Annotated in this window: 11 protein-coding genes and 2 rRNA genes; 1 reads left to right on the top strand and 12 read right to left on the bottom strand. The window is 68.4% G+C overall.

What is annotated here, in order from left to right; all coding sequences use genetic code 11:
- Positions 1 to 50: 50 nt before the first annotated feature.
- The 4 genes from BJY28_RS14015 to BJY28_RS14030 form a co-directional block, all read right to left on the bottom strand.
- A 23S ribosomal RNA gene (locus tag BJY28_RS14015) occupies positions 51 to 3,150 on the bottom strand.
- 340 nt (positions 3,151 to 3,490) lie between these two features.
- Positions 3,491 to 5,014: ribosomal RNA gene (locus tag BJY28_RS14020) — 16S ribosomal RNA — on the bottom strand.
- Together the 16S and 23S rRNA genes form the textbook arrangement of a ribosomal RNA operon.
- 717 nt (positions 5,015 to 5,731) lie before the next feature.
- Entirely contained in the window at positions 5,732 to 7,000 is a 1,269-nt protein-coding gene (tyrS, locus tag BJY28_RS14025; RefSeq protein ID WP_179463548.1) for a tyrosine--tRNA ligase, read from the bottom strand.
- A 130-nt stretch (positions 7,001 to 7,130) separates the two neighbouring features.
- Positions 7,131 to 7,874 carry a zinc-binding dehydrogenase gene (locus BJY28_RS14030; protein ID WP_218875362.1) on the bottom strand — a complete coding sequence of 248 codons (744 nt, stop codon included), beginning with the start codon at positions 7,872 to 7,874 and terminating at the stop codon, positions 7,131 to 7,133.
- Between the two features lie 23 nt (positions 7,875 to 7,897).
- Between BJY28_RS14030 and BJY28_RS14035 the strand changes: the two genes are divergently transcribed.
- Positions 7,898 to 9,106: a PTS sugar transporter subunit IIA gene (locus BJY28_RS14035; RefSeq protein WP_343037131.1), complete on the top strand. Its 1,209-nt coding sequence runs from the start codon at positions 7,898 to 7,900 to the stop codon at positions 9,104 to 9,106.
- 109 nt (positions 9,107 to 9,215) lie between these two features.
- Here the strand turns inward: BJY28_RS14035 and BJY28_RS14040 are convergent, their stop codons facing one another.
- From BJY28_RS14040 to argC, 8 genes are all read right to left on the bottom strand, one after another.
- Positions 9,216 to 9,848, bottom strand: coding sequence for a DNA-3-methyladenine glycosylase (locus BJY28_RS14040; protein WP_343037132.1), 633 nt, complete (start codon positions 9,846 to 9,848; stop codon positions 9,216 to 9,218).
- A gap of 2 nt (positions 9,849 to 9,850) precedes the next feature.
- Entirely contained in the window at positions 9,851 to 11,299 is a 1,449-nt protein-coding gene (gene argH / locus BJY28_RS14045) for an argininosuccinate lyase (RefSeq protein ID WP_179463549.1), read from the bottom strand.
- On the bottom strand, positions 11,296 to 11,889 hold the full coding sequence (locus BJY28_RS14050) for an arginine repressor (protein ID WP_179463550.1): 594 nt from the start codon (positions 11,887 to 11,889) through the stop codon (positions 11,296 to 11,298). Before BJY28_RS14050 ends, argH begins: the two co-directional genes overlap by 4 nt.
- On the bottom strand, positions 11,886 to 12,836 hold the full coding sequence (gene argF, locus BJY28_RS14055; protein WP_179463551.1) for an ornithine carbamoyltransferase: 951 nt from the start codon (positions 12,834 to 12,836) through the stop codon (positions 11,886 to 11,888). Before argF ends, BJY28_RS14050 begins: the two co-directional genes overlap by 4 nt.
- On the bottom strand, positions 12,833 to 14,062 hold the full coding sequence (locus tag BJY28_RS14060; protein ID WP_179463552.1) for an acetylornithine transaminase: 1,230 nt from the start codon (positions 14,060 to 14,062) through the stop codon (positions 12,833 to 12,835). Before BJY28_RS14060 ends, argF begins: the two co-directional genes overlap by 4 nt.
- Positions 14,059 to 15,087, bottom strand: coding sequence for an acetylglutamate kinase (gene argB, locus BJY28_RS14065; RefSeq protein ID WP_179463553.1), 1,029 nt, complete (start codon positions 15,085 to 15,087; stop codon positions 14,059 to 14,061). Before argB ends, BJY28_RS14060 begins: the two co-directional genes overlap by 4 nt.
- Before the next feature lie 61 nt (positions 15,088 to 15,148).
- Complete coding sequence (gene argJ / locus BJY28_RS14070; RefSeq protein ID WP_179463554.1) at positions 15,149 to 16,300, bottom strand: bifunctional glutamate N-acetyltransferase/amino-acid acetyltransferase ArgJ; 1,152 nt, start codon at positions 16,298 to 16,300, stop codon at positions 15,149 to 15,151.
- Positions 16,301 to 16,346: 46 nt separating this feature from the next.
- Complete coding sequence (argC, locus tag BJY28_RS14075) at positions 16,347 to 17,396, bottom strand: N-acetyl-gamma-glutamyl-phosphate reductase (protein ID WP_179463555.1); 1,050 nt, start codon at positions 17,394 to 17,396, stop codon at positions 16,347 to 16,349.
- Positions 17,397 to 17,524: the final 128 nt, after the last annotated feature.

Here is a 17,524-nt window from a genome sequence, read left to right on the forward strand (position 1 = left end):
CTCGGGAACTGCACAGTGGACGCGAACATCAGAATCGAAAAGATTATGTGTGTATCAAGTTATCGGCTTATTAGTACCAGTCAGCTACATGCATTGCTGCACTTCCACATCTGGCCTATCAACCCAGTAGTCTACTGGGAGCCTCTCGGAGCAAGCTCCATGGAAACCTCATCTTGAGACGTGCTTCCCGCTTAGATGCTTTCAGCGGTTATCACTTCCGAACGTAGCTAATGAGCGGTGCCCTTGGCAGAACAACTCACACACCAGAGGTTCGTCCAACCCGGTCCTCTCGTACTAGGGTCAGCCTCTCTCAAGTTTCCTACGCGCACAGAGGATAGGGACCGAACTGTCTCACGACGTTCTAAACCCAGCTCGCGTGCCGCTTTAATGGGCGAACAGCCCAACCCTTGGGAGAGACTCCACCCCCAGGATGCGACGAGCCGACATCGAGGTGCCAAACCATCCCGTCGATATGGACTCTTGGGGAAGATCAGCCTGTTATCCCCGGGGTACCTTTTATCCGTTGAGCGACGGCGCTTCCACAAGCCACCGTCGGGTCACTAGTTCCGACTTTCGTCCCTGCTCGACATGTCTGTCTCGCAGTCAAGCTCCCTTGTGTACTTACACTCGCCACCTGATTGCCAACCAGGCTGAGGGAACCTTTGAGCGCCTCCGTTACATTTTAGGAGGCAACCGCCCCAGTTAAACTACCCACCAGTCACTGTCCCTGATCCGGATCACGGACCGAGGTTAGATGACCAAAACGACCAGAGTGGTATTTCAACGATGACTCCACGAACACTGGCGTGTCCGCTTCAACGTCTCCCACCTATCCTACACAAGCCGTCCCGATCACCAATAACAAGCTATAGTGAAGGTCCCGGGGTCTTTCCGTCCTTCTGCGCGTAACGAGCATCTTTACTCGTAGTGCAATTTCGCCGAGTTCGCGGTTGAGACAGTGGAGAAGTCGTTACGCCATTCGTGCAGGTCGGAACTTACCCGACAAGGAATTTCGCTACCTTAGGATGGTTATAGTTACCACCGCCGTTTACTGGGGCTTAAATTCTGAGCTTCGGCCCGAAGACCTAACCCTTCCTCTTAACCTTCCAGCACCGGGCAGGCGTCAGTCCGTATACATCGTCTTGCGACTTCGCACGGACCTGTGTTTTTAGTAAACAGTCGCTTCTCCCTGGTCTCTGCGGCCCATCATCCTAGTCCGTAAAAGACTTCAGAATCCGGGCCCCCCTTCTCCCGAAGTTACGGGGGCATTTTGCCGAATTCCTTAACCACGATTCACTCGATCGCCTTGGTATTCTCTACCTAACCACCTGAGTCGGTTTGGGGTACGGGCGGCTAGAACCTCGCTAGAGGATTTTCTCGGCAGCATAGGATCACCCTGCTTCCCGCTTGTGCGGTCACTATCAGGTCTCAGGAACATGTCAGGCGGATTTGCCTACCTGACTCCCTACACCTTTAGACGTGGACAACCATCGCCACGCGGAGGCTACCTTCCTGCGTCTCCCCATTGCTTGGCTACTACTAGATCGGGTCGCGCGTTCCACGCTCAATGGGACCGAAGTCCCTTGAGAGCGCTTCAGGCGCTTAGCATCACTAGATTCGCCATGGGCGGTTCTTCGCCGGTTCCGGAATATCAACCGGATGTCCATCGACTACGCCTGTCGGCCTCGCCTTAGGTCCCGACTTACCCAGGGCAGATTAGCTTGACCCTGGAACCCTTGGTTATTCGGCGGACGGGTTTCTCACCCGTCATTCGCTACTCATGCCTGCATTCTCACTCGTGTGGCATCCACGACTGGTTCACACCGTCGCTTCGCTCGCCACACGACGCTCCCCTACCCATCAACACGCTTGGACATAAATGCCAGGCAGTGTGTCAATGCCACAGCTTCGGTGGTGTGCTTGAGCCCCGCTACATTGTCGGCGCGGAATCACTTGACCAGTGGGCTATTACGCACTCTTTAAAGGGTGGCTGCTTCTAAGCCAACCTCCTGGTTGTCACTGCAACTCCACATCCTTTTCCACTTAGCACACGCTTAGGGACCTTAGCTGGTGATCTGGGCTGTTTCCCTCTCGACAATGGAGCTTATCCCCCATAGTCTCACTGCCACGTTCTCACTTACCGGCATTCGGAGTTTGGCTAACGTCAGTAACCTGGTGAGGCCCATCGGCTATCCAGTAGCTCTACCTCCGGTAAGAAACACGTGACGCTGCACCTAAATGCATTTCGGGGAGAACCAGCTATCACGGAGTTTGATTGGCCTTTCACCCCTACCCACAGCTCATCCCCTCAGTTTTCAACCTAAGTGGGTTCGGTCCTCCACGACGTCTTACCGTCGCTTCAACCTGGCCATGGGTAGATCACTCCGCTTCGGGTCTAGACCCAGCGACTCATTCGCCCTGTTCGGACTCGCTTTCGCTACGGCTTCCCCACACGGGTTAACCTTGCCACTGAGCACTAACTCGCAGGCTCATTCTTCAAAAGGCACGCCGTCACCCCACAAGGAGGCTCCGACGGATTGTAGGCACACGGTTTCAGGATCTATTTCACTCCCCTCCCGGGGTACTTTTCACCTTTCCCTCACGGTACTTGTCCGCTATCGGTCACCAGGGAATATTTAGGCTTAGCGGGTGGTCCCGCCAGATTCGCACAGGATTTCTCGGGCCCCGTGCTACTTGGGATGACCCTCAGGAGTGCGCGTCATTTCGTCTACGGGGGTGGCACCCTCTGTGCCGGACCATTCAATGTCCTTCGACTATGACGCGCGTTTCTGACTCCTTGCCGGCCTGTCAGAGCCGACCGAGAGGTCCCACAACACCGACCATGCAACGCCTGACAGCTATCACACATGATCGGTTTGGCCTCTTCCGCTTTCGCTCGCCACTACTCACGGAATCGCGGTTGCTTTCTCTTCCTGTGGGTACTGAGATGTTTCACTTCCCCACGTTCCCTCTACCCAGCCTATGTGTTCAGCTGGGAGTGACTGGACTTGCCTCCAGCCGGGTTTCCCCATTCGGAAATCCTCGGATCAAAGTCTGGTTATCGACTCCCCGAGGCTTATCGCAGATTCCTACGTCCTTCTTCGGTTCCTGGTGCCAAGGCATCCACCGTGTGCCCTTATAAACTTGAGCCACAAAGATGCTCGCGTCCACTGTGTAGTTCTCAACATACGGTCGGTACCTCGTCGTGCGTTGGCGCCTGCCGCGCGATGCGCGGTGGTTCGTCCAGCGACGAGGTCCTGCCGGTCAGCCGGCCATGAGGTTCAAGCTGTACGCCCGAGCCCTCAGGACCCAACAACGTGTCAGGCACGAGTGCGGCGTCCATGGCGTTCCGTGGTAGCGAGCTACCTGTACTTGCCGATGAGCGTCACGCTCGTGCCAAATAATCGATGTTCCACCCTTGAGCACCTGGTGCCGGACGTACGCCGGCACGATCAGGCTCTGGACCGCTTCCGCGGCCAGTGCTCCTTAGAAAGGAGGTGATCCAGCCGCACCTTCCGGTACGGCTACCTTGTTACGACTTAGTCCCAATCGCCAGTCCCACCTTCGACGGCTCCCCCCACAAGGGTTGGGCCACCGGCTTCGGGTGTTACCGACTTTCGTGACTTGACGGGCGGTGTGTACAAGGCCCGGGAACGTATTCACCGCAGCGTTGCTGATCTGCGATTACTAGCGACTCCGACTTCATGGGGTCGAGTTGCAGACCCCAATCCGAACTGAGACCGGTTTTTTGGGATTCGCTCTACCTTGCGGTTTCGCTGCCCTTTGTACCGGCCATTGTAGCATGCGTGAAGCCCAAGACATAAGGGGCATGATGATTTGACGTCATCCCCACCTTCCTCCGAGTTGACCCCGGCAGTCTTCCATGAGTCCCCACCATTACGTGCTGGCAACATAGAACGAGGGTTGCGCTCGTTGCGGGACTTAACCCAACATCTCACGACACGAGCTGACGACAACCATGCACCACCTGTATACCGACCAAAAGGGGCATCTATCTCTAGATGTTTCCGGTATATGTCAAGCCTTGGTAAGGTTCTTCGCGTTGCATCGAATTAATCCGCATGCTCCGCCGCTTGTGCGGGCCCCCGTCAATTCCTTTGAGTTTTAGCCTTGCGGCCGTACTCCCCAGGCGGGGCGCTTAATGCGTTAGCTGCGGCACGGAACTCGTGGAATGAGTCCCACACCTAGCGCCCAACGTTTACGGCATGGACTACCAGGGTATCTAATCCTGTTCGCTCCCCATGCTTTCGCTTCTCAGCGTCAGTAGTGGCCCAGAGACCTGCCTTCGCCATCGGTGTTCCTCCTGATATCTGCGCATTTCACCGCTACACCAGGAATTCCAGTCTCCCCTACCACACTCTAGTCTGCCCGTACCCACTGCAAGTCCGGGGTTGAGCCCCGGATTTTCACAGCAGACGCGACAGACCGCCTACAAGCTCTTTACGCCCAATAATTCCGGACAACGCTCGCACCCTACGTATTACCGCGGCTGCTGGCACGTAGTTAGCCGGTGCTTCTTCTGCAGGTACCGTCACTTTCGCTTCTTCCCTGCTGAAAGAGGTTTACAACCCGAAGGCCGTCATCCCTCACGCGGCGTCGCTGCATCAGGCTTTCGCCCATTGTGCAATATTCCCCACTGCTGCCTCCCGTAGGAGTCTGGGCCGTGTCTCAGTCCCAGTGTGGCCGGTCGCCCTCTCAGGCCGGCTACCCGTCGTTGCCTTGGTGAGCCATTACCTCACCAACAAGCTGATAGGCCGCGAGTCCATCCCAGACCGAAAAACTTTCCAGACGGTAGAGATGCCTCTCCGTCTCGTATCCGGTATTAGACGCCGTTTCCAGCGCTTATTCCAGAGTCTGGGGCAGGTTACTCACGTGTTACTCACCCGTTCGCCACTGATCCAGACAGAGCAAGCTCCGTCCTTCACCGTTCGACTTGCATGTGTTAAGCACGCCGCCAGCGTTCGTCCTGAGCCAGGATCAAACTCTCCGTTGATGTTCAGCTCCCACCAGCCGAGGCCAGCAGGAAACTTGTCACCCATAAGAGGGTTGATTCACTGGCTGAGCAAGAACAACTAGCTTTTGCTAGATGATCGTTGTCAACCAAAGGATTTTCGTGCGATGTCGACGTCGATCCCGGTCAGGTGACCGAGATGTCGTGCCGACCTCGCGACGAGGTTATTGGCATCGATTTTTGACACGCTGTTGAGTTCTCAAGGTTCGGACGCGCACCTCTGCTCAACCCTGCGGGCTGTGCTTCGGGGCAACTTCTCCAAGGTACCTTCACCATGCTTGGGCGTCAACTCCGTGATCCGCTTTCAGAGCGGCCGGACGATGATCGCGCTTGGATCGGTGTCGGTGTGGTTCCCACGGTAGCAGCGGGGCTGCTCCGGCTCCAAACCGTGTCTCGGTGGCTCGTGGCCGCCTCGACAGTGCCGCGATCCTGGGATCGTGGCGCACCATCCGGGCTGCTGCCCTTCGGTGCTCGGCCAACCGTAGCAGCAGCTGCGCTGTGCTCCGGACCGACCGGTCTGGGTGGGAGTCAGCTCGCGGGACCGGCCTACTTGGTGCAACCCGACAAGGGCTGCCACTTGGTGTCCGTTCCTCCCTCTCGGGCTGACGTCGTAGACATTAGATCACCGTCCCGCCCCGTGCCAAATCGGCTCCTGGGCAGGGGCCTCGAGCCCCCGCCCCTCGGCCGTGAAGGGCGAGGTCAGGCTCGTCCCGGGCGACGGGCGGCCGCCTGGTTCTTGCGCCCCCGCCGCAGGACGACGACCGCGTCGTGGAGGTAGTCCGCCGGCTCCAGCGCCCGGGTGTCGTCGTCCACCTTCACGCCGTTGATGGCGACCGAGCCCTCACCGATCGCGCGACGCGCGGCCTTCTTGGAGTCCACCAGGCCGACGGCCACGAGTGCGTCCACGATGCCCGTCCCGGCGTCGACCTCTCCCCCGGGCAGCTCGTCGGTGGCCTGCGCCAGGGTCTGCGGGGTGAGCTCGGACAGGTCGCCGCCGGCGAAGAGGGCGGCAGCGGCGGCACGGGCCTGCGCGGTCGCCTCCGCCCCGTGCACCAGCGTGGTGACGTCGTCGGCGAGGGCGCGTTGCGCGGCACGGGCCTGGGGCTCCTGCGCGAGCGAGCGCTCGAGCTCCTCGATCTGCGACGGCCCCCGGTCGGTGAAGATCCGCAGCAGCGTGATGACCGAGGCGTCCTCGACGCCGAGCCAGTACTGGTGGAAGGCGTAGGGCGAGGTCATCTCCGGGTCGAGCCAGACCGCGTTGCCCTCGGACTTGCCGAACTTGCGTCCCTGCGAGTCGGTGATCAAGGGGGTGGTCAGGGCGTGCACGCTGGCGCCCTCGACCCGGTGCACCAGGTCGGTGCCGGCGGTGATGTTGCCCCACTGGTCCTGGGCGCCGGTCTGCAGGGTGCACCCGTGCTCCCGGTAGAGGTGCAGGTAGTCGTAGGCCTGCAGGATCTGGTAGCTGAACTCGGTGTAGCTGATCCCCTGGTCGGACTCCAGACGGGCGGCGACGGCGTCCTTCTTGATCATCTGGTTCACCCGGAAGTGCTTGCCCAGGTCCCGCAGGAAGTCCAGCGCGCTCAGCGGCGCCGTCCAGTCGAGGTTGTTGACGAAGATGGGCGCCGGCCCCTCCTCGTCCGAGAGGATGCGCCGCACCTGCGCCGCGATGCGCTCGACGTCCTCGGCGGTCTGCTCCCGGGTCTTCAGCACCCGCTCGCTGGTCGGTCGCGGGTCGCCGATGAGACCGGTCGATCCCCCGACGAGCCCGATCACCTGGTGCCCGGCGCGCTGCAGGTGGCGCAGCAGGATGAGCTGGACGAGGTTGCCGAAGTGGAGCGAGGGCGCCGTCGGGTCGAAGCCGCAGTAGACGGTGACCGGACCGTCGGCGAGCTGGGCGCGCAGGTCCTCCTCGTCGGTGGTCTGGGCCACCAGGCCCCGCCAGCGCAGCTCGTCCAGGATGTCGGCCACGGTCTCCCTCTCGCTCGTGGCCGGGCGGTGGCCCGGCCGGTGGCTGCCCAGCCTGCCACCGCCGCCCGGACGCGCGTCGGCCGGCCCGAGGATCGGACCGGCCGACGTGCTGGAGCGGGTGCGTGCCCGCTCAGGGCTCGATGGTCACCTTGATGGCCTCGCCCCGGGCGACGATGTCGAAGGCGTCCAGCGCCTGCTCCAGCGGCAGCCGCCGGGTGATGAGGTCCTTGACCGGCACCTGACCGGTGGAGATGTACTCCAGCGCCCGCTTGTTGTGGTCCGGCGAGGAGCCGTTCGCGCCGTGCACGTGCAGCTGCCGGTAGTGGATGAGGTTGGAGTCGGCGGTGATCGTCGGGTCGGTCTTGGGCAGCCCCCCGAAGAAGGAGATCCGGCCCTGCCGGGCGGCCATCGAGATCGCCTGCTCCTGGGTCACGTTGGCCGGCGTCGCGGTGATGATGACGTCGGCGCCACGGCCGTCCGTGAGCTCCATGATCTTCTCGACGACGTCCACCTCGGCGGCGTTGACGACGTGGTCGGGCTGGACCGCGTCCGCGGACATCTGCAGCCGCTCGTCGTTGATGTCCACCAGGACCACGGTGCCCACCTTGTGCACCCCGCGGGCGATCCGGATGTGCATGCAGCCGATCGGTCCGGCGCCGAAGACGACGGTGAAGTCGCCCTCCTCGATACCGAGCTGCTCCTGGGCGTTGATGGCGCAGGCGAAGGGCTCGGCGGCCGAGGCCTCGTCGAAGTCGACGTTGTCCGGGATGCGGTTGAGGCCGTCGACCTTGAGCACCTGCTCCGGGACGGTCATGTACTCGGCGAAGCCGTCGTACTGGTAGCCGACCGAGGTCTGGTTCTGGCAGACCTCCATCCAGCCCTTGCGACTTCCCGTACGTGCTGGCCAAGCCGCGGCTCATCCTGGCGCTGATCCTCGGCGGCATGACCGGCGTCTTCACCAACGTCCTCTTCGACTCCGGGCTGCGTGCCCCGGCGGCGCCCGGCTCGATCATCGCGGTGCTGCTGCAGACGCCCGCGGACACCTTCGTCGGGGTCATCCTCTCGGTGATCCTCTCCTGCACCGTCACCTTCCTCGTGGCCGCCTTCCTGCTCAAGCTCGACCGCAGCGAGGACGAGGGCGACCTCTCCCAGGCGACCGCCAGCATGGAGGCGATGAAGGGGAAGAAGTCGGTGGCCAGCGGAGCGCTCGGCGGCGGTGCCGGCGCGGACCGGGAGCGCCCGATCCACAGCATCGTCTTCGCCTGCGACGCCGGCATGGGGTCGTCCGCGATGGGTGCCTCGGTGCTGCGCCGGAAGATCACCGAGGCCGGATTCGACGACGTCACCGTGGTCAACAAGGCCATCTCCAGCCTGGGCGACGACTACGACCTCGTGGTCACCCACCAGGACCTCACCGCCCGCGCCCAGCAGCGCACCGCCTCGGCCACGCACGTGTCGGTGGAGAACTTCATGGGCAGCCCGCGCTACGACGAGATCGTCGAGCTGCTGCACCGGACGAACGCCGGCGCGACCGTCGGTGCGGGCGCTGCTGGCGCAGGCGCTGCCGGTGCCGGCGCTGCCGGTGCCGGGGCGGGCGCCGCGCCCGCGAGCTCGCCCGACGACGACCGCGACGGTGGCGAGGGCACGGACGGCACCGACGGCACGAAGGGGACCAGCGACCCGGTGCTGTCCACCGGGTCCATCGTCCTCGGCGGCGGCGCCTCGTCGATGACCGAGGCCATCGAGGAGGCCGGTCAGCTGCTCGTGCGGACCGGGGCGGTCGAGCCCGCCTACGTCGAGGCGATGCACGAGCGGGAGACCTCGGTGTCCACCTTCATGGGCAACGGCCTGGCGATCCCGCACGGCACCAACGAGGCGAAGGGGGCCATCCGCCGCACCGCCGTCTCCTTCGTCCGCTACGACGAGCCGGTGGACTGGAAGGGCAAGCCGGCCACCTTCGTCGTCGGGGTCGCCGGCGCCGGTGACGAGCACCTGGCGATCCTCGCGAAGCTGGCCAAGATCTTCTCGGACAAGGCGCAGGTGGCCCGGCTCGAGGCGGCCACCTCGGCCGAGGAGGTGCAGGAGATCCTCTCCAGCGTGGCCTGACCCGGCCACCGCGAACCACCTCGGCCGCGCGCACCGGACCCCTGAACCGGTGCCCGCGGCCGAGGCACGTCCGGGGCAAGTCCGGCAGGCGGCCGCTCCGGGCGGTCGCTCAGGTGCGTCGTGGCCGACCGGGGCGATAGGGCGAGACGGTCGGCTCGTCGGCCAGCCAGTAGCGCCACGGGTGCCGCTGCCCGTCGCCGCCGGGCCCGGAGACGCCCACGCGGGGGCCGGTGCGCACCGCGCCCGGGTCGACCGCCACCTCGGGGTGCCGCAGCACCGGGTCGGCCCGATCGCCGACGAGGACGGCACCGTCGTGGCCGCCGTCCAGCCCCAGGGACCGGGTCAGCCGGCCGGGTCCGCGGGCGTGGTCCCGGGGGCGGATCCCCGCCCGCCGGGCAGCCACCTCCTCGTGCCCGGCGACCACCTCGCCGGCCCGCAGCAGCACGGCCGCGCAGGTGCCGTCCTCGCCGCAGACGACGTTGGCGCACCAGTGCACCCCGTAGGAGAGGTAGACGTAGAGGTGCCCGGCCGGCCCGAACATCACCGCGGTGCGCGGCGTCGGGCCGCGGTAGCCGTGGCTGCCCGGGTCGTCGGCGCCCCGGTAGGCCTCCACCTCGGTGAGCCGGAGCGTCACCGAGCCGTGGGTCAGCGTGCTGCCCAGCAGGGCAGGAGCCACCACCAGCGGGTCGGTGGCCAGCTCGGCACGGGTCCAGGCCCGTCCCGCCCCGGCGGTCGCGGGCACGCTCAGCGCGCCACGATCCGGGTGGCGGTCCACTCCCCCAGCTCGGCGGCGCGGGCCGCAGCCGCGTCCAGCTGCTCGGCGACCCGGGCCGGGGCGGTGCCGCCCTTGGCGTCGCGCGAGGCGAGCGAGCCCGCAACGGAGAGCACCTCGCGCACCCCCGGGTGCAGGTGCTCGGAGATCTCGGCCAGCTGGGCGTCGGTGAGGTCCCACAGCTCGATCCCGCGGGACTCGCAGGCCTGCACGCAGGCCCCGGCCACCTCGTGGGCGACCCGGAAGGGCACCCCCTCGCGGACCAGCCACTCGGCGACGTCGGTGGCCAGCGAGAAGCCCTGCGGGGCGAGCTCGGCCATCCGCTCGCCGTGGAAGGTCAGCGTGCCGACCATCCCGGCTACCGCGGGCAGCAGCAGCTCGAGGGTGTCGACGGCGTCGAAGACCGGCTCCTTGTCCTCCTGCAGGTCCCGGTTGTAGGCCAGCGGCAGCGCCTTGAGCGTGGTCAGCAGGCCGGCCAGGTCGCCGACCAGCCGGCCGGCCTTGCCGCGGGCCAGCTCGGCGACGTCCGGATTCTTCTTCTGCGGCATGATGCTCGAGCCGGTGGAGAAGGCGTCGTCGAGGGTGACGAAGCCGAACTCCTTCGTCGCCCACAGGATGACCTCCTCGGACAGCCGGGAGACGTCCACCGCGGTCATCGCGGCGACGAAGGCGAGCTCGGCGACGAAGTCGCGGGAGGCGGTGCCGTCGATGGAGTTCTGCACCGCACCGTCGAAGCCGAGGTCGGCGGCCACGGCCTCCGGGTCCAGGCCGAGCGAGCTGCCCGCCAGCGCCCCGGAGCCGTACGGGCTCAGGGCGGTTCGCCGGTCCCAGTCGAGCAGCCGCTCGACGTCGCGCAGCAGCGCCCAGGCGTGCGCGAGCAGGTGGTGGCTCAGCAGCACCGGCTGGGCGTGCTGCAGGTGGGTACGGCCCGGCATGGCCACGTCCAGGTGCTCCCGGGCCTGCTGCAGCAGCGCCGCGACGACGTCGAGCACGTGCCCGCCGACCACCCGGGCGTGGTCGCGCAGGTACATCCGGAAGAGGGTGGCCACCTGGTCGTTGCGGGAGCGCCCGGCGCGCAGCCGGCCACCCACCTCGGGCCCGGCGCGCTCGATCAGCCCGCGCTCCAGCGCGGTGTGCACGTCCTCGTCGTCCGGGTCCGGGGCGAAGACGCCGCTCGCGACGTCCGCGCGCAGCTGCTCCAGGGCCTGCAGCATGGCCGCCAGGGCAGTCTCGTCGAGCAGGCCAGCGGTGTGCAGCACCCGGGCGTGCGCGCGGGAGCCGGCGATGTCGTAGGGGGCCAGCCGCCAGTCGAAGTGGGTGGAGCGGGACAGCTCGGCGAGCGCCTCGCTCGGCCCGCCGGCGAAGCGGCCGCCCCAGAGGCTGACGCGCTCGGCGGGCTGGTCGGTCTGCGGCGTGCTCACGGGCTCTCCTGGGTGCTGTCGGTGCGGGTGCTGTCGGTGCGGGTGCGCTCGGTGGTGGTGCGCTCGGGCTTCAGGCTCTCGGTGCTGGCGCCGTCGGTCCCGGCGCTGCCGAGCGCCAGCAGCCGGTCGGCCAGCGGCCGCCCGGCGCTGGGGTTGGTGGTGATGATCATCAGGGTGTCATCCCCGGCGATGGTGCCGAGCACGTCCTGCAGCCGGGCGTGGTCGATCGCCGAGCCGAGATAGCTGGCCGCACCGGGAGGGGTGCGCACGACCACCAGCTGGGCGCTGACCTCGGCGGTGACCAGCAGCTCCTCGCACAGCCGACGGAGCCGGGCGTCGGTCTCGGCCGGGTCGACCGCGGCCCGCGGGGTGCGGTCGCCCCCTTCGCCGGGGACGGCGTAGACCAGGTCCCGGCCGACCCGGACCTTCTCCGCGCGCAGGTCCAGCAGGTCGCGGGAGAGCGTCGCCTGCGTGACGTCGATGCCGTCGGCGGCCAGCAGCGCCAGCAGCTCGGCCTGGCTGCGCACCGCGTGGTCGTGCAGCAGCTGGCTGATGCGGGCCTGGCGGCCGGGACGGGTGGCCACCGTCACCGCGACCCCTCGTCGCCCGCCTCGAGGAGGAAGGTCAGCAGCGCCTTCTGGGCGTGCAGCCGGTTCTCGGCCTCCTGCCAGACCACCGAACGCGGCCCGTCGATGACCTCGGCCTCGATCTCCGCCCCGCGGTAGGCCGGCAGGCAGTGCAGCACCACCGCGTCCGACGCGGCGTGCGCGAGCAGGTCCCGGGTGAGGGCGAAACGGGCGAAGGGGGTGCTCGCGCCGGTGCGTCCCTCCTGCTGCTCCTCCATGCCCATCGACACCCAGGTGTCGGTGGCCACCGCGTGCGCCCCGGCGACGGCCGTCACCGGGTCGTCGGTGACCGCCACCGAGCCGCCCTGGGCCGTGGCGTGCGCCGCGGCACGCTCCAGGATGTCCGGGCGCGGCTGGTGCGAGCCCGGCGTGCCGATCCGCACGTGCATCCCGGCCAGGGCCCCGGCCAGCAGGTAGGAGTGGGCCATGTTGTTGGCGCCGTCGCCGACGTAGGTCAGGGTGCGCCCGGCCAGCTCGCCGTGGTGCTCCCGGACCGTCATGAGGTCGGCGAGCAGCTGGCACGGGTGGTAGTCGTCGGTCAGGCCGTTGACCACCGGGACGCCGGCGTGCTCGGCCATCAGCGCGAGCCGGTCCTGGCCGAAGGTTCGCCACACGACGGCGCTCACCTGGCGCCCGATCACCCTGGCGACGTCCTCGACCGGCTCGCGGGTGCCGACCTGGGCCAGCCCGCCGTCGAGGATCATCGGGTGACCGCCGAGCTCGGCGATCCCGGTGCTGAAGGACAGCTGGGTGCGCAGCGTCGGCTTGTCGAAGATGATCGCCACCGCCTGCGGGCCCTCCAGGGGCCGGCGGGCGTAGCGGTCGGCCTTGAGCTCCAGCGCCAGGTCGAGCACCTGACGCTGCTCGGCCGCGGACAGGTCGTCGTCGGCGAGCAGGTGCCGGACGGTCATGGCGCAGCCTCCTGGTGGGCGGCCTGGGCGGCGTCGAGGATCGCCGGCAGCGCGTCGACGAAGGTGTCCAGCTGGTCGTCGGTGACCACCAGCGGCGGGGCCAGCCGGATGACGTCGGGCGCGACCGGGTTGATGATGAAGCCGCGCTCGCGAGCAGCGGCGACCGCGGCCGCGGCCAGCGGCTCGGTGAGCACGATGCCGCGCAGCAGGCCGGCGCCGCGCACCTGGGCCACCCGCGGGTCGCCCAGCGCCTCGACCCGCTCGGCCAGGCGCTGCCCGGCGGCGCGGGCGTGCTCGACCAGCCTCTTCTCATGGACGGTGCGCAGCACGGCGAGCACCGCGCTGCAGGCCAGCGGGTTGCCGCCGAAGGTGGTGCCGTGCTGACCGGCGGTGAGCATCCCGGTGACCTCGGGGCCGAAGGTGACCATGGCGCCGACGGGCACGCCGCCGCCCAACCCCTTCGCCAGGGTCATCGCGTCCGGCCTCACGCCCTCGTGCTGGTGGGCGAACCAGGCCCCGGTCCGACCGACCCCGGTCTGGATCTCGTCGACGACGAGCAGGGCGCCGGCCTCGGTGGTGATCCGGCGGGCGGCGGCCAGGTAGCCCTCGGGCAGCGGCACGACCCCGGCCTCGCCCTGCAGCGGCTCGAGGATGACCATGCCGGTGTCCGGGCCGACCGCCGCCTCCAGCGCGGCGACGTCGCCGGCCGGGACATGGGTCACCCCGGGCAGCAGCGGCTCGAAGGGCGCCCGGTGCGACTCCTTGTGGGTCAGCGCCAGCGCGCCGGTGGTGCGCCCGTGGAAGGCGCCGGAGACCGACACGATGCCGGGCCGGCCGGTCTTGCGGGCCAGCTTGATCGCCGCCTCGTTGGCCTCGGCGCCGCTGTTGGCGAAGAAGACCCCGCTGCCCTCGGGCGCCCCGGCCACCTCCAGCAGCGTCTCGGCCGCCTCGATCTGCGCGGTGGTGGTGAAGAAGTTGGAGACGTGCACGGCCTCACCGGCCTGCTTCGAGACCGCCGCGACGAGCTCGGGGTGGCCGTGGCCGAGGAGGTTGACCGCGATCCCGCCGAGCAGGTCGAGGTAGCGGTGGCCGTCGACGTCCCAGACCCAGGCGCCGTCGCCGTGGGTCAGCACCAGCCCGGGCTGGCCGAAGACCCCGACGTGGCTGCCGCGGTAGCGCTCCAGCAGCGCCTGCTGCTCCTGGGAGGGGTGGCGCAGCTCGGTCATGACGGGCTCCCTTCGCCGGTCTCGTCCTCGGTCTCGTCGTCGTCCGGGCGGATCATCGTGCCCACGCCCTCCTTGGTGAAGAGCTCGAGCAGCATGGAGTGCGGCTCGCGCCCGTCGACGACGTGCGCCTGCGGCACGCCGCGGGAGACCGCGTGGATGCAGGCCTCGAGCTTGGGGATCATCCCGGTGTCGACCCGCTCCAGCAGGTCGCGGGCCCCGGAGACGGTGAGCCCGCGCAGCAGCGAGCCCCGGTCGGGCCAGTCGGCGTAGATGCCCTCGACGTCGGTGAGCACGACGAGCTTCTTCGCCCGCAGCGCGGCGGCCAGGGCGGCCGCGGCGGTGTCGGCGTTGACGTTGAGCACCTGGCCGTCGTGGTCGAGGTCGGGGGCGATCGTCGAGACCACCGGGATCCGGCCGGCGTCGAGGATGTCCTGGACCGCCGAGGGGTCGACGGTCTCGACGTCGCCGACGAGCCCGAGGTCGACCTCCTCGCCGTCGACGACGGTGCCGCGTCGGCGGGCCCCGAAGAGCGCGGCGTCCTCGCCGGAGAGACCGACGGCCACCGGGCCGTGCTGGTTGAGCAGGCCGACGAGCTCGCGGCCGACCTGGCCGGTGAGCACCATCCGGACGACCTCCATGACCTCCGGGGTGGTCACCCGCAGCCCGCCGCGGAACTCGCTCTCCAGCCCGAGCCGGTCGAGCATCGCCTGGATCTGCGGACCGCCGCCGTGCACCACCACCGGGCGCAGCCCGGCGTAGCGCAGGAAGACGACGTCCTGGGCGAAGGCGGCCTTCAGCTCGGGGTTGGTCATGGCGTTGCCGCCGTACTTGATGACGACCAGCGCGTCGCGGAACTGCTCCAGCCACGGCAGCGCCTCGACGAGGGTGGTCGCCTTGGTGCGCGCCACCCGCAGCGCGGCCGCGTCGATGGCGCCGCGCAGGGTGGCGTCGGTGGGCGCCGGGGCGGGGCTGGTCGGGGCCGGCGCGGTCGCGCCGAGGCCGGTGCTGGGGGTGTCGTCGCTCATGGGCTGCTCGCTCAGGTGGATCGGTCGCTCAGGTGGTCGGTCGCTCGAGTGAGGTACGCGCTCAGGTGGAGTACGCGGAGTTCTCGTGGACGTAGTCGTGGGTGAGGTCGTTGGTCCACACCGTGACCTCCTCCTCGCCGGACTTCAGGTCGATGTCGATGCGGACCTCGCGCTCGGCGAGGCTGACCAGGTCGCGGTCCTCGCCGACGCCGCTCTCCCGGCAGACCATGACGTCGTTGATCGAGACGTCGAGGTCGCGGGGGTCGAAGGTGGCCGCGGTGGTGCCGACCGCGGAGAGCACCCGGCCCCAGTTGGGGTCCTGGCCGAAGATCGCGCACTTGAGCAGGTTGCTGCGGGTGACCGCGCGGGCCACCTCGAGCCCGTCCTCCTCGGTGGCCGCCCGGCGGACGGTCACGGCGATGTCGTGGGCGGCGCCCTCGGCGTCGCCGATGAGCGCCCGGGCCAGCTCGCCGCAGACCTCGCGCAGCGCCTCGGTCAGCTCGTCGGGGGCCGGCGTCACCCCGGAGGCCCCGGAGGAGAGCGCGACGACGGCGTCGTTGGTGGACATGCAGCCGTCGGAGTCGATCCGGTCGAAGGTGGTCCGGGTCGCCTCGCGCAGCGCGGCGTCCAGCTGCTCGGGGGTGGTGACCGCGTCGGTGGTCACCACGACGAGCATGGTGGCCAGCGCGGGGGCGAGCATGCCGGCCCCCTTCGCCATCCCGCCGACGCTCCAGCCGTCCCGCTGGGCGACGGCGGTCTTGGGGACCGAGTCGGTGGTCATGATCGCCCGGGCCGCGTCCGGGCCGCCGTCGCCGGTGAGCGCCGCGGCGGCGGCGTCGACGCCCGGGAGCAGCTTGTCCATCGGCAGCAGCTCACCGATGAGCCCGGTGCTGCAGACGACGACGTCACCGGCGGAGACCTCGAGGACCCCGGCGACGTGCTCGGCGGTGCGGTGGGTGTCGGTGAAGCCCTGGGCGCCGGTGCAGGCGTTGGCGCCGCCGGAGTTGAGCACGACCGCGTCGGCCCGGCCGTCGGCGACGACCTGACGGGACCAGGTGACCGGGGCGGCCTCGACACGGTTGCCGGTGAAGACCGCGGCCGCGTGGTGGTCCGGGCCGTCGTTGACCAGCAGCGCGACGTCGGAGGCGCCGGAGGCCTTCAGCCCGGCGGTGACGCCGCTGGCACGGAAGCCGGCGGGGTGGGTGGTGCTCATCGGCGGTGTCCTTCCGGAGGGTGGGTGCGGCTCGGTCCGGGACGGCTCACGGGGCGAGCCCGGCCAGCGGGAGGCCGGTGGTCTCGTCCTGCCCCAGGGCGATGTTCATGCACTGCACGGCGGCGCCGCCGGTCCCCTTCGTGAGGTTGTCGACGGCAGCCACGGCGATCACCCGGCCGACCCGCTCGTCCACGGTGACCTGGACCTCGACGACGTTGCTGCCGAGGACGTCGCTGGTCCGCGGCCAGCTGCCCTCGGGGAGCAGGCGCACGCAGGGCTCGGCCGCGTAGGTGTCCTCCCAGGCGGCGCGGACCGTGGCCGGATCGGCGCCGTCGGCCAGCCGCCCGGTCGCGGTGGCCAGGATGCCGCGGGGCATCGGGGCGAGCGTCGGGGTGAAGGAGACGGTGGTGGCGGAGCCGGCGGCGCGGCCGAGGTTCTGCTCGATCTCCGGGGTGTGCCGGTGCGCGCCACCGACCCCGTAGGGCGACATCGAGCCCATGACCTCGCTGCCGAGCAGGTGCGGCTTGACCGAGCGGCCGGCCCCGGAGGTGCCGGATGCGGCGACGATGACGAGGTCCTCGGGGGCGACCACGCCGACGGCCAGGCCGGGCGCCATGGCCAGGCTGACCGCGGTCGGGTAGCAGCCGGGGACGGCGATCCGGCGGGCGCCGCGCAGGGCGTCCCGGGCACGGCTGCCGTCGGAGCGGACGAGCTCGGGCATGCCGTAGGGCCACGCCCCGGCGTAGGGGGTGTCGTAGAAGGTGGTCCAGGCGCTCTCGTCCTCGAGCCGGTAGTCCGCGCCGCAGTCGACGACGAGGGTCTCCTCCGGCAGCTGCGCGGCGATCTCGGCGGAGTGCCCGTGCGGCAGCGCGAGGAAGACGACGTCGTGGCCGGAGAGCTCCTCGACGGTGGTCGGGGCGAGCACCCGGTCGGCCAGCGGCACGAGGTTCGGGGCGACCTCACGGACCGGGGACCCGGCGTTGCCGGAGGCGGTCAGCGCCCCGATCTCCACCTCGGGGTGACGCAGGAGCAGACGGGCGATCTCGGCGCCGGCGTAGCCGCTGGCTCCGGCGATGGCTGCGGTGAACACCTGCATGACTATACGCACCTAGCCAGAAGTATTCACACCGGCCACCCTCCACCCGCAACTGCCCGGGCAGTTGCGCAGGAGGCTGCGAATTGCCCGGGCAGTTGCCGGGGTGACTGTGAATTGCCCGGGCAGTT

Source organism: Janibacter alkaliphilus (genome assembly GCF_013408565.1).
Taxonomy (GTDB): Bacteria; Actinomycetota; Actinomycetes; order Actinomycetales; family Dermatophilaceae; genus Janibacter; species Janibacter alkaliphilus.